At 68.4% G+C, this 23515-nt stretch carries 24 protein-coding genes and 1 pseudogene; 24 read left to right on the forward strand and 1 reads right to left on the reverse strand.

The features are described 5' to 3' along the window. Positions 1 to 39 precede the first annotated feature (39 nt). The 24 genes and pseudogenes from CKO28_RS01215 to CKO28_RS01330 all read left to right on the forward strand — a co-directional run bounded on the left by CKO28_RS01215 (position 40) and on the right by CKO28_RS01330 (position 20684). Complete coding sequence (locus CKO28_RS01215; protein ID WP_200338708.1) at positions 40 to 1422, forward strand: hypothetical protein; 1383 nt, start codon at positions 40 to 42, stop codon at positions 1420 to 1422. 55 nt (positions 1423 to 1477) lie between these two features. After that, positions 1478 to 1681 (forward strand): hypothetical protein, encoded by a 204-nt coding sequence (locus CKO28_RS01220; RefSeq protein WP_200338709.1) that lies wholly within the window; start codon positions 1478 to 1480, stop codon positions 1679 to 1681. A 48-nt stretch (positions 1682 to 1729) separates the two neighbouring features. Further along, the gene (locus tag CKO28_RS01225; RefSeq protein WP_200338710.1) at positions 1730 to 2122 is read left to right on the forward strand and encodes a hypothetical protein; all 393 of its coding nucleotides are present in this window, start codon (positions 1730 to 1732) and stop codon (positions 2120 to 2122) included. 113 nt (positions 2123 to 2235) lie between these two features. Further along, positions 2236 to 3060, forward strand: coding sequence for a UDP-2,3-diacylglucosamine diphosphatase (locus tag CKO28_RS01230; RefSeq protein WP_200338711.1), 825 nt, complete (start codon positions 2236 to 2238; stop codon positions 3058 to 3060). Positions 3061 to 3079: 19 nt separating this feature from the next. After that, the gene (locus CKO28_RS01235; RefSeq protein ID WP_200338712.1) at positions 3080 to 3334 is read left to right on the forward strand and encodes a hypothetical protein; all 255 of its coding nucleotides are present in this window, start codon (positions 3080 to 3082) and stop codon (positions 3332 to 3334) included. A 179-nt stretch (positions 3335 to 3513) separates the two neighbouring features. Then, positions 3514 to 3660, forward strand: coding sequence for a hypothetical protein (locus CKO28_RS01240; RefSeq protein ID WP_200338713.1), 147 nt, complete (start codon positions 3514 to 3516; stop codon positions 3658 to 3660). Positions 3661 to 3695: 35 nt separating this feature from the next. Then, complete coding sequence (locus tag CKO28_RS01245; RefSeq protein ID WP_200338714.1) at positions 3696 to 3860, forward strand: hypothetical protein; 165 nt, start codon at positions 3696 to 3698, stop codon at positions 3858 to 3860. Between the two features lie 577 nt (positions 3861 to 4437). Continuing rightward, positions 4438 to 4710 (forward strand): annotated as a pseudogene (locus tag CKO28_RS28190) (PCRF domain-containing protein); the annotation flags it as partial. A 36-nt stretch (positions 4711 to 4746) separates the two neighbouring features. Beyond that, positions 4747 to 5166: a peptide chain release factor-like protein gene (locus tag CKO28_RS01255; RefSeq protein WP_242480293.1), complete on the forward strand. Its 420-nt coding sequence runs from the start codon at positions 4747 to 4749 to the stop codon at positions 5164 to 5166. Between the two features lie 257 nt (positions 5167 to 5423). Next, on the forward strand, positions 5424 to 6023 hold the full coding sequence (locus CKO28_RS01260) for a hypothetical protein (protein ID WP_200338717.1): 600 nt from the start codon (positions 5424 to 5426) through the stop codon (positions 6021 to 6023). A 110-nt stretch (positions 6024 to 6133) separates the two neighbouring features. Further along, positions 6134 to 6952, forward strand: coding sequence for a hypothetical protein (locus CKO28_RS01265; RefSeq protein ID WP_200338718.1), 819 nt, complete (start codon positions 6134 to 6136; stop codon positions 6950 to 6952). A gap of 216 nt (positions 6953 to 7168) precedes the next feature. Continuing rightward, positions 7169 to 9922, forward strand: coding sequence for a hypothetical protein (locus CKO28_RS01270; protein WP_200338719.1), 2754 nt, complete (start codon positions 7169 to 7171; stop codon positions 9920 to 9922). 61 nt (positions 9923 to 9983) lie between these two features. After that, complete coding sequence (locus CKO28_RS01275) at positions 9984 to 10727, forward strand: hypothetical protein (RefSeq protein WP_200338720.1); 744 nt, start codon at positions 9984 to 9986, stop codon at positions 10725 to 10727. Positions 10728 to 10798: 71 nt separating this feature from the next. Further along, the gene (locus CKO28_RS01280; protein ID WP_200338721.1) at positions 10799 to 11362 is read left to right on the forward strand and encodes a YgjV family protein; all 564 of its coding nucleotides are present in this window, start codon (positions 10799 to 10801) and stop codon (positions 11360 to 11362) included. After that, complete coding sequence (locus tag CKO28_RS01285) at positions 11359 to 11874, forward strand: hypothetical protein (RefSeq protein WP_200338722.1); 516 nt, start codon at positions 11359 to 11361, stop codon at positions 11872 to 11874. Before CKO28_RS01280 ends, CKO28_RS01285 begins: the two co-directional genes overlap by 4 nt. A 77-nt stretch (positions 11875 to 11951) precedes the next feature. Then, positions 11952 to 12941: a hypothetical protein gene (locus CKO28_RS01290; RefSeq protein ID WP_200338723.1), complete on the forward strand. Its 990-nt coding sequence runs from the start codon at positions 11952 to 11954 to the stop codon at positions 12939 to 12941. Between the two features lie 505 nt (positions 12942 to 13446). Further along, positions 13447 to 14139, forward strand: a complete 693-nt coding sequence (locus tag CKO28_RS01295) for a hypothetical protein (RefSeq protein ID WP_200338724.1) — start codon at positions 13447 to 13449, stop codon at positions 14137 to 14139. 386 nt (positions 14140 to 14525) lie between these two features. Continuing rightward, on the forward strand, positions 14526 to 15755 hold the full coding sequence (locus CKO28_RS01300) for a hypothetical protein (protein ID WP_200338725.1): 1230 nt from the start codon (positions 14526 to 14528) through the stop codon (positions 15753 to 15755). Between the two features lie 110 nt (positions 15756 to 15865). Continuing rightward, the gene (locus CKO28_RS01305) at positions 15866 to 16294 is read left to right on the forward strand and encodes a hypothetical protein (RefSeq protein WP_200338726.1); all 429 of its coding nucleotides are present in this window, start codon (positions 15866 to 15868) and stop codon (positions 16292 to 16294) included. Further along, complete coding sequence (locus tag CKO28_RS01310; RefSeq protein WP_200338727.1) at positions 16291 to 16494, forward strand: hypothetical protein; 204 nt, start codon at positions 16291 to 16293, stop codon at positions 16492 to 16494. Before CKO28_RS01305 ends, CKO28_RS01310 begins: the two co-directional genes overlap by 4 nt. Positions 16495 to 16857: 363 nt before the next feature. Further along, entirely contained in the window at positions 16858 to 18003 is a 1146-nt protein-coding gene (locus tag CKO28_RS01315; protein ID WP_200338728.1) for a hypothetical protein, read from the forward strand. 141 nt (positions 18004 to 18144) lie between these two features. Next, positions 18145 to 19206: a hypothetical protein gene (locus tag CKO28_RS01320; protein WP_200338729.1), complete on the forward strand. Its 1062-nt coding sequence runs from the start codon at positions 18145 to 18147 to the stop codon at positions 19204 to 19206. A gap of 157 nt (positions 19207 to 19363) precedes the next feature. Beyond that, positions 19364 to 20362 (forward strand): thioredoxin-disulfide reductase, encoded by a 999-nt coding sequence (gene trxB, locus CKO28_RS01325; protein ID WP_200338730.1) that lies wholly within the window; start codon positions 19364 to 19366, stop codon positions 20360 to 20362. Positions 20363 to 20450: 88 nt separating this feature from the next. After that, positions 20451 to 20684 (forward strand): hypothetical protein, encoded by a 234-nt coding sequence (locus tag CKO28_RS01330; RefSeq protein ID WP_200338731.1) that lies wholly within the window; start codon positions 20451 to 20453, stop codon positions 20682 to 20684. Positions 20685 to 20753: 69 nt separating this feature from the next. Here CKO28_RS01330 and CKO28_RS01335 read toward each other — a convergent pair whose 3' ends face one another. After that, the gene (locus CKO28_RS01335) at positions 20754 to 23255 is read right to left on the reverse strand and encodes a hypothetical protein (protein WP_200338732.1); all 2502 of its coding nucleotides are present in this window, start codon (positions 23253 to 23255) and stop codon (positions 20754 to 20756) included. Between the last annotated feature and the right edge of the window lie 260 nt (positions 23256 to 23515).

Genomic DNA, 23515 nt, shown 5'->3' on the forward strand with positions numbered 1-23515 from the left:
GGAGCGACCGCTGGTGCGACCGATACAGAAGGACCCGCTATGAGCCAGGCCATGCAGCTCGGCTTCAGCGTGACCGGGGAGTTCCTCACTGGCCACGCCCGCGCCCGCGTACGCGAAGGCGCCTGGGACCGCGCCCTGACCTTCCTGACCGACAGCCTCGATGGGATGACCCCCGACCTCGCGATCAGCATCCTGGACGGCAGCCACGACCTGGTGGGCGATTCCGACGGCACGCTGTCGCTTCAGGCGACCGATCCTGCCGAGCCAGAGATCGCCCGCTACCGCGCGCGCCTGGCCTGGCAGTACGCCGGCTATTGCGTGATCAACGATTGCTGGCACACCCCACATGCCTACCTCGCCAACTGGCCGCGCAGTCGCGCGGCGGCCGTTCTGCCGAGCCCGGATGACGCCCAGCTGATCGAAGCCGCCCGCGCGCTCGGCCCCAATCCCGCGCTCGACCACATTGAGATCGTGCGGACCGACCCGCAGCGCCAGCCCCTGGCCGTGTTCTTCACGCCCGCCGACACCCCGCCGCTCTGGCTGCAGGGCAACCTGCGCCGGACGCCGGCGGCTGCGTTCGAGCACTATCGCGCAGAACGCGGGCTGAGCGATCTCACCGAGCTCGGCTTCGACCCCGAAACCCGGCGGGAGGTGGACGCCTCCGACGCGCTCCGGTCCCGCCAGGATCCCCGCGGCAGCGGCCTGCTCGCGCGCATTTCCGCGCAGGTCGACGCTCAGCGCAAGCTCGAGGATCCCGACCACGTCGCCCGCCTGCGCCGGCAGATCGCCGAGCAGGCCGACCAGGGGGATGGGTGGATGACCCTATCGCTGACCACGCCCCCGCCGGGTCAGACGCAAGCGGCCGTGCGCGTCGCGAAGGCGCCGTTCCTGCGCTGGATGCTGCGCAACACCGAGGCCTGGGACCGCGCGCCGGCCTGGACCCCGGTGGCACCCCGCGACCTCAAGATGACCGGCGACGATCCCTGCCACACCGACTGGATGCTGTCCGCCGGCCTGCCGCTCGACGGCTGGTACGGCGAGGCGGGCGAGGACCTGCGCGATAGCGCGTTCGCACTCGCCGGCCGCCTGCTCAAGAGCATGACCGGACGGGACGCCATGGTGCTCTCGGGCAGCGGCCGTGTGGCCGGCCCGATCCGACACGACCCGACCACGGTCCGCGACGGCGACATCCTGGTCCTGCGCAGCGCGGACGCGCGGTACCTCGACGCTGTGATGCGGGCCTGCGGGCAGGGCCGCGGCGGGGTGATCGTCGAGTCTGGCGGTGCGCTCGCGCACCTTGTGCAGGTCAGCCGCGCTCAGAACATCCGCATCGTGCGCCTCGATAGCGCGCGCCGGCGCCTCCCCGAGGGCCATACGGCCCTGATCGACTGCGCGGCCGGCAGCGTGCGTCTCGATCCCTGAGATCTTCCCGCGGCCGATCTCGCCAGCACCAGATCCAAGCTATCGGAGAGAAAAGATGGCGACCAGCCCGCTCGATAAGTCCGGCATCCAGGCTGCCCTGACAGCCTGCGACGATGCGCTCGCCCAGATCCGCCGGGCCGTGTGTCAGCACGCCGCCGAGATGAACGACGACGCGCTGAACGACCTGCAGAGCCGGGTGCGCCAGCCCCTCGACACAATGCTGCACGAGGTCGCCGGCGCCGCCGAGGACGCGCAGTAGCGGCGCCGTCATCCGCGTCGCCACCACCCGCACTAGGAGAACCCCGCCATGAAACGCCGCCGCCCCGTCGTGAGATCCAAAGACGATACCCCACTCGACCGATACCGAATTGCCCGCCCGCTGTCGCGGCCGCTGTCGGTCGATCCCGAAATGACCCACCACGCCCGAATCTCGTATCACCTCTCCCAGCTGATATCTCTGCGGCGGATGGGCGCCTTCTGGGCGATCCTGGCGATCAGCCAGCGCTGCGCCCGCGGGGACTCGCCCCACCGTATGGGCAACCGCAAGGCCTGGGCCTACGAGCGGACCAACGGCCCGGGCCGCTATTCCTCGATCGCCGGGCGCTACAAGCGACCGCGCCAGCGCGGCAACCACGCGTGGGCACCATCGATCGAGCACGGCCGGTTCGCCACCCCGCGGCTGTCTCGCCCCCACAGCTGAGCACGCGTCCGCAATTGAGCCGCCGTCATTCGGTCACATCGCAGACGTACAGCGGCAACCACTTCTCAACGCCAAATCCCGCAGTATCCGCCCAGACAACCTGCGAAGACACGATGACCCGGCACCGCACGCTCTTTCTCTCCGATTTCCACCTCGGCTCCCGGCTGGCCAAGGTCGAGCACCTGCTGGATTTCCTGGACCGGAACGACGCCGAGACGATCTACCTCGTCGGTGACATCTGGGACATCAAACGCCTCAAGCGGATCTTCTACTGGCCAGAGAGCCACCAGCAGGTGATCCGCGCTCTCAGGGCGAAAGCGCGCGCGGGAACGCGGATCGTGATCGTGCCGGGCAACCATGATCCGGAACTGCGAAAACGCGCTGGCGCGCGGGCCTGGCTGCCCGGGGTCGAGATCGCGCAAGAGGCCGTGCACGAGACCGCTGACGGCCGGCGCTTCCTGGTCACCCACGGCGATCTCTACGAGCCGCCCCGAGGCGAGGCCGGTATGAGCTTCAAGCTCGGCATCCTCGCCTACCTGCTGGGCGTCAAGACGAACGAACGGATCGCCGCGGTGCGCCGCCGCCTGGGTCTTGGCTGGTGGTCTCTGTCGGTGTTCCTTAAGGATCGCCTGCTCGAACGGGTCCGGATCGCCCGGCAGTACAAGCTGAATCTGGTCGCGGCCGCGCGCGATCGCGGCTTCGACGGCGTGATCTCCGGCCACATCCACCACGCCCGGATCGAGACGATCGACGGCATCGTCTACGCCAACGACGGCGACTGGGTGGAGAGCAACACCGCTCTCGCCGAGGACGCCGATGGCCGCCTGCGCCTGATCTACTGGACCGGCGCGCGTGACCTCCGGGTCGGAGTGACCGACGCGTACCACACAGCCGGAGCGGGCCTCGATCCCGCACCTGGCACCGCCTCTACCACATGACCCACGGAACCCTCGTGCGATGACGACCGGCCTTCTTGATCGCTCCCACAGTTCGGACGCCCGCGCCTTCCTCAAGCCGGAGGTCCAGGCCGCCCTCGACGCCGCGGCGGTCGCCCGCGCTAACTACATCAATGCCCACGACCCGGCAAGCCGGCTGACCGCGCGGTCGATCGAGGAGGCCATCTGCGCTCGCCTGCTGGGCGGCGAGCCGCTCAACCCACGATACCGCGCTTACATCGCCACGCACGGCCGACAGATCGCCCGCGGCCGGTAGCCGGGAAATTCGGTCTTGGCGCTCAGCTGCGGCCGCCCCGCAGCGCCTTCTCAACCCGCCGCGCGGACATCCGCGCGCTTCAACCCCACATCCCCATTAGGCGCGCGCCACGCCGACGTGCCAGGAAGGCGCGTGCGCTGAAGCGCGCGCCGAGCCCCACGCGAACCCGGGAGTTCACCATGACCCGTCCGTCCAAGCGCACCCGCCCTACCCGCGAGCCGGTCAGTCTGGCCGTGATCGAGGCCAGGCGCGGCGAAGGCTGGAAGGACCGCGCGCCTGCGCTCGGTATCCACCGCATCGTGCGCGGCAAGAAGTCCGAGGTCTGATCTCGGTTCCCGCACCCTTAAACCTGGGAGACGTCATGCGCTTCGACACCATCCCCCGCGGCCTGAACGGCCACGGCCCCGCCTGTGAGGGCATCCGCGACCACCGCGGCATCAACGGCTTTTCCCCGGCCCGCGAGGGCGCGCGCGACCGCACGCCGGGCGGTGGCTGTGGCTCCCGCCGCGAAGTCTGGAGAGACTAGCGCCGGCCGCGCCCGACACGCCGCCCGCTCACAGGAGTTCGACAATGGAAAAGGACAACGGCTTCATCCACGCCGCGACGGAGAAGGATTACGGCTACCGCCGCGCGGCGGTCGACAAGGACAACTTCGTCTCCGCTGGCGACGCGTCTCAATGATTTAAGCTGGCCCCGCACGCCCCAACCAAGGACCGCACTCATGACCGCGATTAACCGACCCGCGCCGGCGGCCGGCATCAAGGGCAACGGCCCGACGCTGAAGAAAACCGGGATCTGACGACCCTCGCGCTTCTCGCACCCGACGGACATCAAGCAAGGAGACCGATCTCATGAAGGGCATCAACGGCTTCATTCACCACGGCGGCGGTACCACCGGCAAATCCCCCCTCGCCATCAAGAACATCGCGCCGTCGCGCGAGGGCGCCCGGGACTACACCAAGGGCTCCTGACTCACCACCGGCCCTGAGCGGCCGCCCCGGCTCCCCGGCTATATGTGACGGCGGCCGGGCACACTCGTGCCCGGCCATCTCGAACGCGCCTGCCTCGTCTTCGTCGCGTCACACAGCCACAGGAGCCTTCCCATGACGCTCGACACCCGCATCATCGAGATCCGCGCCGCCGAGGGCGGCGAGGACGCCCGCCTGTTCGCCGCCGATCTCGCCGGCGCCTATGCCAAACTCGCCGCCGCGTACGGCTGAAAGCATCGCGCGCTCGATCCGGCCACGCGCGCCGGAAACCCCGCCGCCGTGATCGAGATCCGCGGCCGCGGCGCCGCCGCACTGGAGCAGGAAGCCGGTGGCCACCGTATCCAGCGCGTTCCGCCAACCGAAAAGCGGGACCGCGTACAGTCCTCCACCGTGACCGTCGCGGTGCTCGCGGCCGACCAGCCGATGCCGGCGGGCGCCGCCGCTGAGCGGTCGGAGGATGCCTACGAGATCAGTTGGTTCGCCGGCACCGGAAGCGGCGGGCAGCACCGCAACAAGCATGCGAACTGCTGCCGGATCCGCCACCTGCCAACCGGGCTCGTGCGCACCGCCACCGGCCGCTCGCGACAGGCCAACCTGCGCGACGCACGCGCCGCCCTCGATGCCGACCTCAACGCCCTCCTCGACGGGCAGCGAAAGGCCGATATCGACGGCAGCCGGCGACAACAGGTCGGGACCGGTCAGCGCGGCGACAAGGTCCGCACGTACCGTGCGCAGGATAACCGGGCCGTGGACCACCGGACGGGCCGCAAGAGCAGCTTCACCCGGGTCATGGCCGGCGGCCTCGACAGGCTCTGGTCCCGCACGCCCCCGTCCTCAGCCTAACGCGACCCACCTCGCTTTTGGAATTTCGATAAAAATTGAGGCGATGACCTTGTGACCGCGGTCACTGGCGATACCTCAAGATAGTACACGACGGTCATCATCGTGTTCCTTCTGTTGGTCAAACTGACACGCCCGCTGCGCCCACCGGCGCGGCGGGCCTTTTTTCGTCTCCGCGCGGGCCCTGCGGAAGCAGGCATGCAGGCCACTACCACCTCCACCTCTAGGAAGCCCATTCCAGGTGATCCGGAGGACCCGTTATGTCGAAGTCGCCCACCAAGTTCGGCTATGCCGGCCCGACCTCGCCCCTGAAGCCACTGCGCGACGAGATGGCGCGCTACTCGCAGACCGGCGGCGGCATCGCCGCCATGGGCATCGCCCGAACCGCCCGCCCGGAGATCGTCGGCCTCGACAGCTGCCCCTACGCCGAGCGCAACCTGTCGGCCGCGCGCATCGAGGAGCACCTGCACGCCTTCGGCATGCCCCAGCACATCAAGGGCGATCACCTGCTCAACTTCGAGAACCCGCAGAGCCAGATGAGCGGATGGCAGCGATTCAAGAAGCTCTTCAGCGGGCGCGAGCACGTGATCTTCGAGAGCCGCGACGAGCACGGCCGCCTGCATGCCGATGCCGGCCCGGCCGCCGTCACCAACCGCGGCACGCTGATCTTCATGAAGGAAGGCCGCCTGGCACCTGGCAAGGACGGCTTCGCCGCGATCCGGGTGGACGGCTCGGGCTATCGCAGTGTCGACAAGGCGACCGAGCTGTTCGGGGAGCTGGTTGGCGTGCGCGCACCGGCTGACCAGACCAGGCAGGCGAGCAGGACGCACCGCGACGCGCACGCCGAACTCGAAGCCTGAACCACGCGGTCGTGCCGGGGGCGGAGCCTCACGCTCCGCCGCCACGACGCGGCACGCTCCCGGCCACCATCTCCGCCGGCGTCCACGCCCGCACACGAGAGGATGGCCGCATGTTCGCTCCCCAGTTACCCAGCTTTTCCCAGGTCTTCACCCAGACGGCCCAGGCCAGCTGGAACTTCGTTCGGGAACACCCCTGGCAGATCGCCGCCAGCATCCTTCCGTCTGTGGCCGCGGCGGCATGGTTCGGCGTGACGCTCGCCGACCAGACCGAGAGCGGCCCCGCCGTCGTGACGCCTGGGTCCTCGATCAGCACAGTCGTTGCGCTGGCCACCCTGCTGTTCGCGGTCCTCACCTCCGCGACGACCGTCCATATCGGCGCGCTACGCTGGATGCGTGCCGGTGAGTCCATGCGGGTTTTCATCAACCTGTTCGATCGTGTCGCCCTGGTCTGGGTCTGGCGCTCGATCAAGCTGCAGGCCCTTCTGCTGCTCCCGTTCACCGGCAGCATGCTGCTCGGCGCCCTGATCGGTCTCGCCCTCGGTGCGCCGCTCGAGGGTGTCGGCCTCTCCGCGATCCCCGGCACGCTCGCGATGATCTACATCGCCGTCCGTCTTGCCCCCTGGGCAGCGACGTTCGTGGACCCGACGCCGACCTCCCTATCCGAGGCGCTGAGCCTCACCCGGGGACGGTTTTTCGCCATCCTCGGCCGTATGTTCGTGCCGTTCATCTTATCGATCGCCGCGTCGATGCTCGCCGCCCTGGTCAGCGCCGGCCTGAGCGGTTTCCCGCTTCCGCCGATCGCCGAGCACACCATCCGCGGTCTGAGTGAGTACGCCTCGCTCCTGGTTCCTTGGATCGCTGGCCCGCTGGCCGCGTGCCTGGTGTGGGGCGCCCTGGAAGCGCCGCGAGAGCCCGACGGCGACACCTAGACCTGAGCCCGGCCTCGCAGGCCCCAAAAGTCCTCGCATGCCGCCGGCTCCATTGGGCCGGCGGTTTTTGTTTTTCCCCAGTCGGGTCGCGCCTCACGGCCGGCGCCGGCGCCCTGCTCCCGTGGTTCGGGGAGCAGGGCGCGCCGTCCGGCCAGCGGACAGAGCACGAGCACAGCTTCCAGGCAGAGATGACGTCTGATCAAAGAAGGAACACCGATGACCCAGCCCGAGCAGATCAATCACCTCTACCCGGCAAGCGCCCACGCCGAGGCCCGTCGGATCCTGGGCGCCTTCAAGGACACCCGGATCAATCGCTGGGTCAAGAGGCAAGCATCAGTCTGGCTGCGCAAGCGCCCGGCCTGCGCCGTGCAGATCCACGAGATTCCAGCCGACATCCCCGATTGGGCTCAGCAGGTCATCGCCGCGGGCGGGGCACTGCACGAACTGCGCATCGACGAGGGTGCGGCCCAGAAGTTGACGCACCTCTCCCACTGGCTCCAGGACATCGCGCGCACCGCGTCCGCGCGCAAGGCCGACCCCGAGGCCAAGGCCGAGGCGAGCAAGCGCCTGAAGTCCCTGAACCGCACCACGGTCGACCAGGCGCTCGAGCACGCCGACCGCTGGTTCGACCTCACGGCCCGCCGGATGGCCCGCCAGCGCCTGGCGAAGAAGACCGATCGCGCGCCCGGCTCGGATCGGATCGAGACCCCTTCGGGCAGGGAGTGGCTGCGCCTGCAGCCGAACGAGCTGAAGGCCGTCGGCCAGCGCCTGAAGAACTGCCTTGCGCGCGGCTTCTACTCGGGCGACGTCGCGCGCGGCCACGCGGCCGTCTGGGGGCTCTTCGACGACACCGGTGCGATCGCCGCCGCGCGGTTCGATCGCCGCGATTCCCAGGCCCCAGACGCCACGCAACGCGTCTGGGTGCTGAAGGAGTTCGAGGCGGTTCCAGGCTCGGACGCCGCGCGGGACCTCGGCCCGCTCGTGCGCGCCTACCCCGATCCACTCACGCAAGACAGCCGGTCGAGGCCACACCTGGGCCTGATCGACGGCTACCACGCCGGCGAGTTCCCGGTGATCCACGAGGGTCAGCACCTGATCCTGCGCGGCAACAGCTCCCGCCTGATCGCGGAGTTCCCGAAACCGCGCCACCAGAGCTTCCACGCCCTGCGGATCAACGACGGCGTGGTGTCTGGCGGGCGCGAGCTTCTCGGCCTGAACGCCTCCCCGGATACCATCCGCGACCTCGCGGCCGGCCTGTCCAAGCTGGCGACTGTCACGCGCGTAGCCGATCCGGCGATCGTGACGAAAGAAGAGGGTGGCTTCGCCCTGATCGACGACGTCATGGCGCCGGAGGCAGTCAGCAGGAACGGGCACACCGCGATCTACTGCAACGGACCGGCCGACGATCGTTCGAGCTGGGTCGTGCGGGAGCACGGTCGCTACCAGCCGCTGTTCGGGGGCACGACCCTCAATGGGCGCCTCATCAAGAAGATCACCCCGGTCGATATCGAGGCCACGGAGCTCGCCCGGATCCTGAACGCGGTCGATCCTACCTGCGCGCTCGCGCAGGACTTCCGGATCCGTCCGGGAGCCAACCTGAGCGTCTCTTACAACGACGACCGCAGCATGATCGACCGGCCGATGCCGGGCCCGACCGGCTGGACCACCCCCGATGCCCTCTCGCAGACCGTCGCGCACGGGAATGGCATGCGGCTCGACCGGATCGAGATCAACGACCGGACCCTGTACCGCCTCCACACAGACGCCGGCGAGACACGCATCTATGTCAATCGCAGCCGAAAGCTCCTCGAGCCTCAGTGGTCCGGCGGCCCCCATCTGGGATCGGACACGATGGTCGGCCATCTGGCCTCGCCGATCTCGCCGGCGCACGTCGAGGGCTACCGGGCGGCGATCGCCGACAGCGGCTACACGCTGGAGCTCAACCTGCCGGACACGCCGTTCAAGGACGTCGACGGCTCCCCGCAGATGCCCGAGCAAAAGCGCCGTCGTCCGCTGATCGACATCGTCACTGGCGAGACCCGACCCGATCTTGGATTTTGCGTCAAGAACGCTGGCGTCCGCTACGTGTTCGACGGCTCGGGGCGTCTGACTTTCTCGCACCGGCTTCGCCGTCAGAGCGTGACCGCTGTGACCCTCTACCCGGTCAACGGCCAGCCGCGCGCCTGCCAGCAAGAACTATCCCACCTGGCCTCGGTCGCCATCGCCTGTGGTTACCAGCTCCAGGACAAGCTGGCCCGCGCTCTCCGCGAGATCGGCTACGGCCTGCTGAACGGTGTCCCCGTCAAGATCCGCGGCGGCTTCCACGACACGCTCGAGATCAAGGGCGAAGACGGGGCGGTGCTGGCGGTCGCGAGCCCGGAACACACCAACTTCAGCTTCCTCGACAACCTGATCGCAGCCGACGACCCTCGGATCTGGTTGGTCTCGGAACCGGACGTCCGAGGCTACACCCGCGTCTACGTGAACAGGTCGCATGAGCTCGCCCTGGATCTGATCGGCGACCTCGATGATGCAGCCCGCCATGTCATCCAGCAGGCGCTGATGCAGCTCGGCGAAGCAACCGGGCTCGGCTTCGCCGCGAAGTCGCTTGCCACGGTTGGGCTGATGACAGGTCCGGTTGGTCTCGTCGAGATGCCGGCCGACCATCCGCTCCGCGCTGGCCGGATGGAAACCGGCGAGCTCTGCTGGCGCGCCCGGCTGGTAAAGAACGCGGTCTTCCCAAGCTGTTCTTGGAGCCTGCACCGGACCGGCGCGGAGCGCGAGCAGGATGCCCTGCTCACCTACGACGCGAGCGCCGGCACGGTGGGTATCCAGGACCCGGACGAGCGGGATCTCCGGCCCATCCCGGTCAAGCTCCTGGTGGATCTCGGTCCGGAGATCGGCCGCGCCATCCAGGACCTGCGCAGCCTGATCGAGACGCACTTCGGCGAGCTGCGCACCGGCTACTGACGCCCCGGCCCCGGTCCCTTCAGGGGTCGGGGCCTCACCCCAACCCTGGAGGTATCCCGCGATGCTGCCTCTCTACCACGGCTGTCCGTGTTTGGCCGACGCCGCGCGGATCCTCCAGGACGGGTTGCGGCAGATTCCCCGTCCGCACCCAGATCCACGGCGTGCCCGGCTGGCCCCGATCCAGGGGCGAGTCTACCTGACCCCCGACTTCGCCACCGCCGTCGGCTACGCAACCACGAACGCCCGCAACGACTGGCGCGCCTTCGCGCCCGCCGGCGACCACGCGGTGGTCTTCGAGGTCGCGGTCACTCCCAATCGCCCGGACCTCTGGCCGGACGAGGACACGCTCGGTGATGCCGTGGTAGTCGCCCTGCGAGAGTGCCGCACCGAACAGCATCTCGGCCGCGCCTCGGACCTCATCCCAGGGCCCGCGCTCGACTTCGGCAACGAGAATGTCGCGGCCGCCGTGGGCCGCGACCGGGACCTGCGGGCGCACCTGATCGCGGCGGCCGAGACCGGCCTCGACCCGGAGCTGCTCTGCGCCCTGGACCAGATGGACCCTGACAACCCCGACGGGGTCGCCATCGCCGAGGCCGGCAAGACCCTCCTCGACCGCGGCCTCCACCCCGAGCTGCGACGCCGGCTGCTCGACGCGGGCACTTGCGTCTCCCTCCCGGGCCCCGTCTCGGTCGATCTGGCCCGACGCGTCCCGCGCGAGACCCTCGCGGGGACCCCGGTCGAGCCCGCAGCTCTGATGCCCTGGCCGGAGCCGCGCGTCATCGGATCGCCTGACCTCAAGATTTAACCCGATCGCCCTGCGCCCTAGGAGGCCTGCGGCCCTCATTTTCATGCTAGACCAAAGGGGATCTGACCGAGATGCTCGACGCCCTTGAGAGCGCCATCTCTGGCCTGACCCTGGATCAGCTGATGATCCAGGGCGTCGGACTTCTCGCGATGACCGCCACCCTGAGCGCCTTCGCGTCCAGGAACGATCGGCGTTTCTTCCTGATCCTGATCGCCGGACATAGCCTGTTCGCGCTGCACTTCGCTCTGCTCGGCGCCTGGGTCGGCATGGGCGCCAATATCATCGCCGTGGCACGGGCCTGGTTCGCCCGCGACCGGCGCGGGCCGGTTACGCTCGCCCTGATCCTGACGGCCTTCGCCACGCTTGCCGTCCTGACGGTCCAGACGCCGGTCGACCTTCTCGCCGCCGCTGCACCGATCATCGGCACCACCGCGATGTTCCTGCTATCGGGCTGGCGCATGCGCTCGGTGATGCTGCTCTGCTCGATGATGTGGCTGACCTACAACCTGGCCATGGGCAGCTGGGGCGGGGTCCTGAACGAACTCGCCGTCTCGACCATCAATCTCGTCACGATCGCCCGGCTGCTGGCGGCACACCGCCGGCTCGCCGGCACCGCAAGCGGAGCCACGCCATGAGCCAGGGACGCTTCTTCCGGCTATACCACACCAGGATGCCGGCGGTTTTCTATCTCGTCCTGCTGCCGCTCGACGGCGGAACCAGCCCCGCGCTCGCCCGGATCGCGGTCAGCGGAGAGCAACCGTCGAACTGGGGCAAGGCACCGGAGATCGTCATCAGAAACGGCGCCCGCCAGCTGATGCACCGCTTCGGTCAGAGCCAGCCGCAGCCGATCCCGCTCTACGAGGCCTATCAGAATGGCTGCCTCACAGACTTCTGCAAGGAGCGGATGGCGGACGCGCGCCTCTCCGGCGATCTGGTCAGCGATCGCTGCCTCGCCCATGCGAGCCGGGGTGCCGGTTACGCGTTCTCACGCATGCTCGACTCGCCCGCCGAGACGAAGATCACCTCGTTCGCCGGCGAGCCCGCGCTCCTCGTCACCTGGCAGTCGCACGCCAAGGTCACGGCGGGACCCAAGCACCGACGCCGTGATCGCGATCTATGGATCCAGGTCGGCGCGCCTGGCGCCTAGCCGATCTTTTCCAGCACGGCCACTCCCGGCATATTGGCGCCGCGACCTATGCCCGAGCACGCAGGACATCCCCGTTTATGAGCGAAGACCATAAGGCGAAGCCCGCGGTCGACCCAGCGCGCCGGCAGGCCATTCGCACCCGGCTCGAGGGGCTGATCGCCCCGAAGCAGCTCCAGAGCATCACGGGCGACTTCGGCTTCCTGCCGATCAGCAACCGGATGAGCCCGGTGTATCGGCGCGGCGCCGAGGCCATCCGCGCCTACCTCCGCGCTCCTGAGCGCGACATCCCGGACCTCGACCGTATCGGCGACTGCAAGGGCATCTTCACGCGCGTCGCCAAGCAGGATCAATGGGACTGGGCGACGGTTCAGGCGGCCCTCAATATCGAGCGGAACACGGCCCGGCGCATCTCGAGTACGCTGGCGGGTCTGCGCGCCACCCTGAAGGACGGCGGCGATCCCAGCGCGCTTCTGACTACGCTTCAGGAGCTCGGGACGTCCGCCTACCTCGGACGCCTGCTGCGCCACCTCGATGCAGCCCACGAGGGGCTTGGCGACGGCGCCAAGTCTGCACCGGAAAACCGGGCTGACAACGCCGACGGCGCTGCCAACACCCGCCCATCCGGCGGCCACCGTCATCTAAACCTGGCGGCCCTGCGCGCCGCGCGCGAGAACCACGAACACTTGGTTGCCGAGCTCTCCCGCCTTTTCCGCGACCACGGCTTCCAGCCAGAGGAGAGCGTTCACGTCGACCTGTTCGTCCAACTGAAGTGGGCGCCCGCGATCTTCGAGGTGAAGACGCTCACCGCGTCCAACGAGACCGCGCAGATGCGCAAGGCTGTGGCGCAGCTGCTCGAGTACCGCTTCCGCTACGGCCAGGACAAGGCCGCGCTCTGGATCCTTTACGCAAGCGCACCCCAGGATCGGATGATGCTGGTCGACTTCCCGCGGAGCCTCGGTCTCTACGTCACCTGGGCCGGAGGCGAGGGCTTCGAGGGGCCGGACGGCGACAAGCTGCTCACCAACTTCCGTGCAAGCGGGACCTACGACACCACCGGCGCATCCTGAGGGGTCGGTGTCAGAAAGGGCTGACTCGCGGCCCGTGGCGCATGTGCCAGATGAGGTCGAGCATCAACAAAACGATCAGCACGACCAGGACCCGGAATACCGAAGGCTCGAGGGTCGCAAGAAGAGCCGTTCCCCACCACACCAGGCGCATCCGCATCCACCGACCCCTCGCGTTTATCCGCTCTGTGACGACATCGATCCCGAAGAATCCGATCTCGTGAACCGAACCGAGCAGAAGGCTCCCGCGCACCGGCGCCCCGGCCTCTCAAAGTCGGTGGAGGCCGGGGTGCCGCACGCGCTCCCACCTTCAAGCATAGCTGAGGGCCGGCGGTCCGCCCACTGACCCCGCGGCGCACGCGCCGACGGTAAATCCGCCACTCGCGATGACGCTCATCCACGGTATCCGCCAGTCCCCTGGTCCGAGCCGGGAGGCAATTCGGGGTCACCTGCCCACACCACCGCGAACTCGCGGGCCAGCGGGACGCTCACGGCACAGGAGCCGCTGATGATCCGTCAGACCATCGACAAGCCGCGCGCAACCGAGATCGCGCGCAACATCGCCCGCCACATGGACGCCGCCCATGGCCTCCAGATCGGGCACGCCGAGGCCCTTTCGGTGCTTGCCGCCGCGCTGGGCTACAAGAACGTCAACACCATGCTCGCCGCCGCCAAGACGGACGAGAGCCCGTTGACCAATTCCTCGACCGAGCCGGCGGCGGGAGACCACGACCAGGTGTTCGTGCTGCGCATCGACGACAAGTTCGGCTCTGCGATCGAGGCGTTCGACAGCAGCGACGCAGCCCAGGAAAACCTGATCGGGATGATCCTGGATAACTGGGCCGAGGAAGGCCTGGAAGACGAAGCGGCCGACCCGACCCAGCTCGATGACGAGACGCTGATCGACATCTACTTCGCGGATAACTGCGAGAAGTCCTACTCGATCGAGGCGATGGAGATCTGCAGCAAGCAGGCCCACGGGCCCAAGCCGCCGCATCCCAGCAACGATCATCGCACGCAAATGGCCGGCTGGATCGTCGACCGCAAGACCGGGTGCATCCGGACCGCGGATACCGAGCGTTTCGCCACCGACGCCGAGGCCGATGCCTTCGTGCGCCGCATGGCCGCCCGGGGCGCCTTCTCCGCCCGCGGGGCGCTCGCGCTTCTCGACGAGATGGCCCACCAGACGACGTCCGGGTGATCGCCAAGCACACCCTCCCTGAAGTGCGCCGGCAAACCGGCTGACACCTCCTTCCACCTCAAGGATTATCCCTCGACAACGGCGGGCGCCCCACGGCGCCCGCCGTTCTCTCGTGGCTTCAGGCTTGCCCGCCAGGCGTTCGCGGACCCATCCTTTGTGAGAGTCCGCGAACGCTCTGCGGCCGCGCCGGGGCAACCCGGTACGCTAAAGAATTCGCATCCAAGGCAGCCGGCTCCGCGCCGACTGCTCGCACGACGTTCCCGACGCATCCCTCGTTCCCGTCCAGCGCGGCAACAGAGGCGTCGGGCCAGGCGGCCTGCTCGACCCGGGACCCGACTCCCGACCTGCCTCGATGATGTCCGCGCTCACGCACGAGGAGTGCCCAGATGACCGACTTCACCCCCGGCGTTCCCTCCAACGCCCTGACCTCCGTGCTCGCCAAGGGCGTCTGCGGCGACCTGCGCGCCAAGGGTCACGACGTCCCCCACACCGAAGTCCTGAACGCGATGGCGAAGGCGCTCGGCTTCCACAGCGCGAACGCCATGCGCGCCCTCGCCGAAACCGGCGAGGATCCGCGCGGGTCGCTGCCGCCGCGCCACGCCCACTACTTCCGCACCCGCTACGTGATCGACGTGCTGTCGACCGGCGAGGCCGAGGACGGCTACACGCTGGCCAGCCTCGGCGAGCTCGCCGAGCTGATCTCGGAAGAGGGCGAAGCGGTCGGCCACCTGCGCGCCGTGCACGTCACACCGCTCAACGAGCCGGAGATGGACCAGGCGCTGGCCGCCGCGGGCGCACCGCGGATGGCACCCCGCGACGCCGATCAATCAACCTGGTTCGTGCCGGGGTCGACGGCCCCGACGGCCTCGACGGCGCGCATCGAGAAGGAAGTGCACCTGTCCGCCCAGGACATCGCGCATCACACCCGGGTCCTGCTGGCGCTCGGGTGCAATTTCACGCCCAATCGCCTCCACGGCCGGCCTCATCCATCGCATGACCCGCGGCGGCCGATCATCGACGCCCGGTCCCTGTTCACCTGGTGTGGCCTATCCCACGTCAAGGCGAGCAGGCTGGACGACCGCCTGGACGACCGCCGGCACGCGCCCCTGCGCACCTTTTTGGAGTTCACTGATCCGGATAATCGTCTCGGCGAAACAAGCTACATCGGTGCACTCGAGGGCCTGCACGATCTGATGAAGCGCTTTCACGCCACGACGCCAATCCCCGAGGTGCTCGCCCGGACCCATGCCGGGATCGAAGGCGTCCTAGCAACTCAGAACGTGCCGGCGACCGACGCCCGGAGCCTGAGCCGCGCGCTGCTCCGCATGGGGACGCGCCTGCTCCAGGCGATGACGGCTAGCTCGTTACCCCCGCTGCTGCGCGATCTGCGCGATCGGTTCGCCGACAGTCCGGAAACCTTCCTGCAGGACGCCGGTGTGAGCGCGGACGCGAGCGTCACGGTTGAGAGCGTCAACGCCGCACTCGATCTGCTGTGCGTGCACATCGGCGCCGACGCCTCGCTCTATCACCTGCTCGCGCATGAGGGCGTCGACCTGGCCGCCCAAGGCATCAGCGAGCCGGACTTCGGCCGGCCGCCGCTTGAGACCGGCGCGTGAGCCCAGCGTCGCATCATGTAGGGCCGCGGCGGGTACGCCCGTCGCGGCCCGATCCGTGAACCCAATCCCATGTACCGGTTGGCACAGACCCGACCGGGAGGCCCTCACAGATGCTCACCTTCGAGGTTCAGCTCGACCCCGAGAAGCTGATCCGCACCTGCCACAACCTGCATCACCAGCACTACCTGCTGCTGAGAGGGTTGAATCACGCCTGGCATCTCAGCCACGCGCTCCGCGGCAGGCCGGATGACGCCCTCCGGGACCTGTTCATGAGCCTGCCAATCGAGCTGCTCCAGCCGATCGGTTACAGCCGCAACGAAGCCTCGGTGATGAACGCCCGCGACATGGCCCTGACGCTGCTTCACGGCGGGCCCCGCAACCCGCTGGCATCCGAGATGCGCGAGGCCCCGTTCGCCGACTTCCCAGACCGCTACCCGCTCCTTGCGCCCCACCCCGATCTCGGCAAGCCGGGCCTCTGCCGGCCTGTCGAGCAGCTCAAGGCCGCGGTCGAAGAAGCGCACGCGCGAGATCAGTCATGAGCGATCCGGAACTCGACATGGTCGAGTTCGTCGGGCCGTCCCGGGAGGACTTCAACATCTTCTGCGTGCCGGGCGAGATCCCCGGGCGCGACACCCACCTGATCGTCTACGTCCGCGCAACCAGCACGAAAGAGGCGGAGCACAAGGCGCGCGCGAGCCTGCTCGGCCTCGAAGTCTGTGCCTGCGAGTGCGTGGAATAGGGCGGCAAGCGCCCCGCTTGTCGTCCAGGAAACAGATGATCTAGCCTGCGGCGGCCTGGATCGACCCACCTGCGCGAGGTCGATCCAGGCCGCCCGCGCGGGCAGCGCGGAGAGACATCGCATCAGCCGGCCCCGGCTCTCAGCGGTCCACGGACCGCTGGGAGGCGTGGCTGACACGTCAACGCCGCGACGGGCGTATCGGGCGCGGCCCCATCCGGGGTCACGGTCAATCGTCGCATCTCCAGCTCCGACCCTCGTCTTCCGCAGTTCATCCGCGGACGGGACGGTCGGGACAAACGCGCCCCTCCCGATCCATCGCTCCCATTCGAGCGCCGTCCGCCTCGAACGCGAGGACGATTTCGCATGTCCGACATCGACTTTCTGCCCGGCCGTAAGGCGGCCAGAACCATGGCGCGCCGCCTCAGTGCCGCGCTTAACGAGCAGCACGGCCTGAAGCTGCGCCACACCCAGGCGATCGACCTGCTCGCCGCAAGCCTCGGCTACCGGAACCGGCACGAGCTCGCGAGCGCTCAGCGAAGCAGCGCGGTCTCGCCGTCCGCGCCCAGCGCGACACCGGGAGCCAACCACGCACCAAACGGCGACCAGGCCGGCCTCAACCCGCAGCAGCGGCTCGCAGTCGCGCAGTACGCCGGCGGCGAATTCGCCCACACGTCGAGCGTCGAGGAGGCCGAGCAGATCGGCGATCCGCTGTTCCATCATGTTCTGGTCGAACTCGCCGACGCCGGCACGGATCACGAAGCAGTCCGGATCCTTCAGGAAGATGTCGTCCGGATCGAGGAACTCCTCGAAGCGATGCACGCCCAGGGCCCGGTCGACCCCGCCGGCCCCTATCGCGGCGATCTCAGTTCCTTCCAGCAAGTCGTTGCCGATCAATGGCTCGACGGACGCTATCGCACCCTTCATAGCCTGGAGGGCGTCACTGCCACCGGCGACCGGCTGCTGCGTTTCCTGGTCGTCGAGGTCGCCGACCAAGAGGACTGCGAGACCTGGCAGGAGGCGATCAGCCGCGTCTCCCGAACCGACGAGGAGCTGAGCGACCTCGCCCGGGTGTTCCAGGACCGGGCGGACTCCGGCCGTGTGCCGCGTTCGGCTCGGTCGCCCGAGCCTGCGCCGCATTCGGAGCCGGCCAAGGGCTCGCCTGCGGCTCGGGCCGCCCGGCCAGCCGCCGTGGACGAGGCGGTCGCCAGCGACCTCCATGACGCACCCATGGCCGTCGCCCGCTACCTCTCCTCACCGCCCAGCTTCCACACCGGCGCGCTGCCGATGAAGGTGTTCGTGGCCGAGACGATCCGGACCTACGAGGCGCGCGGCTACGCCTTTGAGGGACCGGACGGAACGGCTTCCCAGATGGGCGGGGTCAAGCTGCCGGACGGCATCGCGTTCGATGGCGTCATCGAACTGCGCACCTCCCACGACGATTGGGGCATCGCGGAAGCCGAGATGGAGGCCGCGATGGAGGCCGAGGGCTACACGCCCTACAGCGACTGATCCCGACCAACCGACCACACCAGAAACCCGCCTGCCGACCTGGCAGGCGGGTCGCGGTCGTCTGCTCGTGCCCTTGGCGGCCAGCGCCATGCCAAGCGCCCCACCTTCACGAGACCGCTCATAAGGACGCGCCAATCCGCCATGCCGCTCGATCACGCCACTTCATCCACCCTGATCGCGTCGCCCGATCTGATCGCCTCTCTGGATCATGCACCGATCTTCCCGCTCGATCCGGAGGGCCTCGCCGCGGCCATCGACATCCCGGTCTCGGACTGGCCCCTGAACTGCCATGCGGTGGCCTGCACCGTCCGCGACCTGGTTCCGGTTCAGGGCATGCGGGTCATGCGCGGGCACTACGATGGTCCCGTGCACCCGCGATCGGTCTTCTCACGCGGCCTTCAGCAACACAGCTGGCTGGAGCTCGAGGACGGCCGGATCCTTGACCCGACCCGCTGGACGCTGGACCGCCCGGACGCCCCGTACATCTACCTCGGGGTCTGCGACCACTACGACGCCGGGGGACGGGCCCTCGCTGAGGCGGTGCCGCCACCGTTCCCGGGAACCGGCCCCGACTTCTCCGACCGGATCGCACGCCTTGCCGAGGCCGAGCGCGCCCGCCTCGCCGCCTCTCTCGAGACCAGCGCGGGCACGCCCGAGCAGCTCTGGGCGCGCCTACGGAAAGCGCTGCGCAGAGACCCGGCACAGCTGGCCGAACCCGCGGCGCTCTACGAGATGGCACGCGAGCTTGGCCTGAAGGCGCTGATCCCGATCGACAGCTGGCAGCGTGTCATGGAGCCGGAGGCCCTGGCCTGCAATCCGGGATCGAACCGCTTCTTCGCGCTGCCGCCGATCTCGGTTCCCAAGCCGCGTGAGTTGCTCGGCGAGCTGCTTGCACGCTTCGTCTCGATCGAGGAACGCGATCTCCGCCTCGAGGACGAGCTGGCGGAGCACGGCATCTCGCTCGATGCCTACCACGACGCCCTGAACCGGCTGATCGACGGACCCGAATGGCCGCTAAACCTCCTTCCGCTGGAGGACCAGTACATCCTGGGTATCGCCACGACCGACATCCTCGGACAGGGCTTCGGCACCACGCTCAGGGTCGAGCGCTACGCCCGCTCGCGCGGCTACAGCCGAGACGCACTCGATGCCGCGATGAAGGAGGTTGGCGCGGCTTTCGGGATCGACGCCGGCTGGACCTAGCCACACCCCGCTCATTCCGCTCGCCGGCCCAATCCGCCCGCCGGCCCAGTACAGGCATCGAGCGGCGGCAAGATCAGCCCGCTCCCACATCCTGTGACCCGAGACCCCCTTTCATCCGCGACCGCAAACACGGCCGCTCCCGTTTCGCGAGATTCCCATGACCGAGACCAAGACCACCCGCTGCCTGATCATCGGCGCCGGCCCCGCCGGCTACACCGCCGCCGTCTACGCCGCCCGCGCCAACCTCAAGCCGGTCGTGATCGAAGGCCTTCAGCCCGGCGGTCAGCTCACCATCACGACCGACGTCGAGAACTGGCCCGGCGACGTGAACGTGCTCGGACCCGACCTGATGGCTCGCATGCAGGCGCAGGTCGACCAGCTCGGCGTCGAGCGGATCGCCGACGTGATCACGCACGTGGACTTCACTCCCGCCGACGGAACGCGCCTGGCCTACGGCGACAGCGGCACGGTGTACCAGGCCGAGACGGTGGTGCTCGCGACCGGCGCCAAGGCGCGCTGGCTGGGCCTGGAAAGCGAGCGGGCGTTCATGGGCCGCGGCGTGTCCGCCTGCGCCACCTGCGATGGCTTCTTCTACCGCAACCGTGACGTCGCGGTCGTGGGCGGCGGCAACACCGCCGTCGAGGAGGCGCTCTACCTCGCCGGCATCGCCAACCACGTCTACCTGATCCACCGTCGCGACAGCCTGCGTGCGGAGAAGATCCTTCAGGACCGCATGTTCGCGACCCCGAACGTCACGGTGCTCTGGAACCGCGAGGTGAAGGAGATGGTCGGTGACGAGATGGGCGTCACCGGCGTCGAGCTCGCCGGCGGCCTTGCCGAGCCAGAGCGCGTCCACGTCCATGGCGTCTTCATCGCGATCGGCCACGCCCCGGCGACCGGCTTCCTGGAAGGCCAGGTCCCACTCTACCCGAGCGGCTACGTCCGGACCGAGGCGATCGGCAAGCGCGACGGTCAGGCTGTCGGCGTGATCACCCGCGTGCCCGGCGTGTTCGCCGCCGGCGACGTCGCCGACCGGACCTACCAGCAGGCCGTGACCGCGGCCGCGATGGGCTGCATGGCCGCTCTCGAGGCCGAGCGGTATCTGGCCGAGCTGGATGCGGCCGAGGTCGCCGCCCACGCGGACACCGCGGCCTGATCCGCGCCCAAATTTGCTGCCCGAGCCGATCCCTCAGGAGATCGCGGAGTTCTCGACCCGGCTTTCCTGCGCCATGGAGCTTATGAATATGGCAGCCGATCCGACGCGTGATTGGCTGATGGAAGCGGTCCGTGGGCGCGATGATCATGATCGGCGCATCAAGGCCCGCGAGTGCGAGCAGCGCTCGAGCATCAAGAGCAACCTAGGAGTCAAGGAAGAGCTGGCGCGGATCTCGGCTTATCTCGAGCCGGCCCCGGAGGCGTCATCCCCGAACGCACGCTGTGAGAACCACGGCGTGCCGATCAGCGCTGCAAATGCCTGATGAAACGCCATGATGTCAGTGCAACCCCGGTGCTGATGCACAGCCAGACTTTCCCACCCGGTTCTGCGCTTACCGGAAGCTGCTCAGGATGCTGGTCTCCACGCGCCCCAGCATCGGGTCCTCACACCCCGTAGCACGCCCGATGAAGGTCTCGACGTCGTCGCGGAAAGCTGCGGTCGTGTACTCGAACGGACCCGGCCTTTGCCCAACCAACGACTTGGCCGAAACATACTTTCCGTAATCGGCCACAAACATCCCGTGATTATTCACCAGGGACAGGTTGTTGCGGAAAATGCTGGCCAAGACGGGTTTCATGGGCGGGCTTACGATCACGCCGAGCTCTTTCTGCTCGGTTCGAATGCTGCGATCGTCCACGGTCGTGGTGATCTGATCCAGGCGATACCTCACGCGAACCCAGTTGTCCCCGATGCACTCGGGGAATTCGCTTGCGTAGGCTGTTGTGTAGTGGGACAGAAGCACACCCGCCAGCCCCCGGCCGGTCATTGGGAGTTCTCCCGTCGCCGCAAGTGCGAGCACGTAGCGGTTGTTGAGCCCGGTCAGGAAGCGGTCGTAATCGGGAAGGTATCGGTTGGCGGGTGAATCGCAGAACTGCCGCCAGCGTTTGCTTCGATCCAGCGCCGCCTGCATCGACTCACCGGGCTTCATGGCGAACGGAGAGGGTGCTTCGCAGTGGCCTGCCGGCGGTAGATCGCCGGTGGCGCGCCGCGCCTGGCGCCGCTCGAATTCCGCGGAAGTCAATTGCGCGCGTTCCGTCGCGAGAACCTGCTCGCGCGCGGCTGCGGCACGCGTGCGCTGCGCCGCCCGCTGTCGCGCCAGCTCCGGGGCGAGCTCGACCCCCGCGACCTGATCTACCAAGTCCCCGTCATCAATCAGGCGCCCAAGCGTATCCCGCAAGTAGTCCGCCCGTGCCTCAAGCGACAGGTCGTTATAGGTCTTCGATACGCGGATTTCCTTGAGGGTCCGCCGGATCCGGCTCTCGAGCGCCCGATGCGCGTCGCGGTAGATCTCGCGGTCGGTGTCACCCAGCAGTGCCGCCAGGGCCTTCAGCTCGGCGATCGACAGCGATGACTGGCGCGTGGTGAGGACGGCGGCGGCCGTCTCCGCGCTGTCCGCGCCCCCAGCGAAGGTCGTCTCCATGCGTTCCACATGGGCGGCCCTCTGCGAGTCCAGGGCCATCAGGAGGGGCGCGCGGAGGTCCGGAGATAGGCGGACCATCCGGGTTTCGGCCCGCGCGCGGACGTCCGCGATCTCGTCCGGGTCAAGCAGCTGTGTCCGCGCGTCCATGCGGGCGAGTTGGTCATCCCGCCAGGCAAGCGCGGCTTTCGCCTGCTCGACGTCGAACAGCAACTGGTCGCGATCGTAGCGCAAGCCTACCCGGGGCCGGTCTTTCCACGCACTGCCGAAGAGGACCTGGAAAAACTCCGATGAGGGGATGTCGCGCGCGGGCGCGAGCCGGCGGCACTGCGGCACGAGGTTCGCGAGATGGTCGCCGAGCTCGGGGGTGGACCGCAGGGAGTCGTAGGCGCGCCCGTAATAGGGGGTGAACGCCTCCGCCAGCAGCATCAGCGGATAGACCGGGTAGGAGGTGCGTACCTGGATGTCCTGAAGCGAGGCCGTGCCCATGTCGAAACGGGTCCGGAAGTCGCGGTGCCACTCCGCGATCAAACTACAGGCTGTGCGCGTGTCGGCGATCGTCAGCGTGTCGACCCGGTCCTTGCGCAACAGTTGTGTCATCGGGGCTTGCGCGGTCACAATGCGCAGACTGCCGGGGGACGGCGGCTGGGTCATCGCTAGCGCCGAGCAGTCTGCGTCCGACAGGCGCACTGAGAGGGTATCCCCGGCGTCCGAGGGGTCGGCGTCGAACCCGTACAGCTCGGCGTTACTGGTGATCATGAGGGGTTTGACGACCGTGCCGCGCACGCCCGCGGCGCTGCGGGAGAGTTCGATCTCGTACCTGGCTGCGGGACTGGGCACGCTCGGATCGCGCGGTCGGTAGGAGAAGGTCGCGATGTCCAGCGCCGGCAGACCTGCCAGGTGATCCACCTCGAGTGTGGCGCGGAAATCGCGGTCCGCGCAGGTGAAGCGGCCGCGCCAGGTGCCGGGCAGTTGGCGCGCGAGCGGGCCGAGGCTGTCGGTGCTCCGCCCGAAGACGAGCTGGTCGCATTGGGCCCCCTGGATGGTCCCGACGATGCGCGATCCGTCCGCGCTCAGGTTACCATGGATCGGCGCCGCCCCGTACCCACGCGGGCGCTTGAGCCATTTACCGGGCGTCATCCGGATCACGCCCGAGGGGAAAACCTTGGCCGTCACTTCGAAATGACCGACGCGGTTGGGTTGCGAACGACCGGCGGGGTGGTAGGCGTAGCTGCCGGTCAGGCTCCCGCCGGCGGGGTCCGCGCTCAGACGGAGGTAGGCGACGGCGTTGAAGTTGCCGCAGGTGTAGGTGGTGCGCCAGGCCCCGACGTAGTCCTCGGCATTCGGGGCCGCGATCGCGGCCCCACCGACAAACATCAGGCCCACGCCGGCAACAGCTGATTTCACCCACCGCACGATAGCACAACTCCGTCATCTCGCGCCCGGCGCGCCGGACAGCACCGCCTGTTTTGTGAGTTCAGGATCGCCGCGTCGACCTGGGCGGCGCAATCGAAAATACGCCACTCACCCGAAAGAGTGCGGTGCGATACACGGCTGGCGGTCAGGGGATGATCTGAACGATCGCGCGGTCCGAAAGTTTCCGCGCGGACGTCCAGGCTTTTCGGGCTAAGCCTTTTGGCTAACTTTTTGGCTGCACGCCTCGGCTGTACGATGAC

This window comes from Rhodovibrio sodomensis, from assembly GCF_016583645.1.
Lineage (GTDB): Bacteria > Pseudomonadota > Alphaproteobacteria > Kiloniellales > Rhodovibrionaceae > Rhodovibrio > Rhodovibrio sodomensis.

Bases quoted from the DNA above. Each gene is read 5' to 3' on its own strand.
- CKO28_RS01215 (WP_200338708.1), top strand. From the start codon at position 40: ATGAGCCAGGCCATGCAGCTCGGCTTCAGCGTGACCGGGGAGTTCCTC.
- CKO28_RS01220 (WP_200338709.1), top strand. From the start codon at position 1,478: ATGGCGACCAGCCCGCTCGATAAGTCCGGCATCCAGGCTGCCCTGACA.
- CKO28_RS01225 (WP_200338710.1), top strand. From the start codon at position 1,730: ATGAAACGCCGCCGCCCCGTCGTGAGATCCAAAGACGATACCCCACTC.
- CKO28_RS01230 (WP_200338711.1), top strand. From the start codon at position 2,236: ATGACCCGGCACCGCACGCTCTTTCTCTCCGATTTCCACCTCGGCTCC.
- CKO28_RS01235 (WP_200338712.1), top strand. From the start codon at position 3,080: ATGACGACCGGCCTTCTTGATCGCTCCCACAGTTCGGACGCCCGCGCC.
- CKO28_RS01240 (WP_200338713.1), top strand. From the start codon at position 3,514: ATGACCCGTCCGTCCAAGCGCACCCGCCCTACCCGCGAGCCGGTCAGT.
- CKO28_RS01245 (WP_200338714.1), top strand. From the start codon at position 3,696: ATGCGCTTCGACACCATCCCCCGCGGCCTGAACGGCCACGGCCCCGCC.
- CKO28_RS01255 (WP_242480293.1), top strand. From the start codon at position 4,747: ATGCCGGCGGGCGCCGCCGCTGAGCGGTCGGAGGATGCCTACGAGATC.
- CKO28_RS01260 (WP_200338717.1), top strand. From the start codon at position 5,424: ATGTCGAAGTCGCCCACCAAGTTCGGCTATGCCGGCCCGACCTCGCCC.
- CKO28_RS01265 (WP_200338718.1), top strand. From the start codon at position 6,134: ATGTTCGCTCCCCAGTTACCCAGCTTTTCCCAGGTCTTCACCCAGACG.
- CKO28_RS01270 (WP_200338719.1), top strand. From the start codon at position 7,169: ATGACCCAGCCCGAGCAGATCAATCACCTCTACCCGGCAAGCGCCCAC.
- CKO28_RS01275 (WP_200338720.1), top strand. From the start codon at position 9,984: ATGCTGCCTCTCTACCACGGCTGTCCGTGTTTGGCCGACGCCGCGCGG.
- CKO28_RS01280 (WP_200338721.1), top strand. From the start codon at position 10,799: ATGCTCGACGCCCTTGAGAGCGCCATCTCTGGCCTGACCCTGGATCAG.
- CKO28_RS01285 (WP_200338722.1), top strand. From the start codon at position 11,359: ATGAGCCAGGGACGCTTCTTCCGGCTATACCACACCAGGATGCCGGCG.
- CKO28_RS01290 (WP_200338723.1), top strand. From the start codon at position 11,952: ATGAGCGAAGACCATAAGGCGAAGCCCGCGGTCGACCCAGCGCGCCGG.
- CKO28_RS01295 (WP_200338724.1), top strand. From the start codon at position 13,447: ATGATCCGTCAGACCATCGACAAGCCGCGCGCAACCGAGATCGCGCGC.
- CKO28_RS01300 (WP_200338725.1), top strand. From the start codon at position 14,526: ATGACCGACTTCACCCCCGGCGTTCCCTCCAACGCCCTGACCTCCGTG.
- CKO28_RS01305 (WP_200338726.1), top strand. From the start codon at position 15,866: ATGCTCACCTTCGAGGTTCAGCTCGACCCCGAGAAGCTGATCCGCACC.
- CKO28_RS01310 (WP_200338727.1), top strand. From the start codon at position 16,291: ATGAGCGATCCGGAACTCGACATGGTCGAGTTCGTCGGGCCGTCCCGG.
- CKO28_RS01315 (WP_200338728.1), top strand. From the start codon at position 16,858: ATGTCCGACATCGACTTTCTGCCCGGCCGTAAGGCGGCCAGAACCATG.
- CKO28_RS01320 (WP_200338729.1), top strand. From the start codon at position 18,145: ATGCCGCTCGATCACGCCACTTCATCCACCCTGATCGCGTCGCCCGAT.
- trxB (WP_200338730.1), top strand. From the start codon at position 19,364: ATGACCGAGACCAAGACCACCCGCTGCCTGATCATCGGCGCCGGCCCC.
- CKO28_RS01330 (WP_200338731.1), top strand. From the start codon at position 20,451: ATGGCAGCCGATCCGACGCGTGATTGGCTGATGGAAGCGGTCCGTGGG.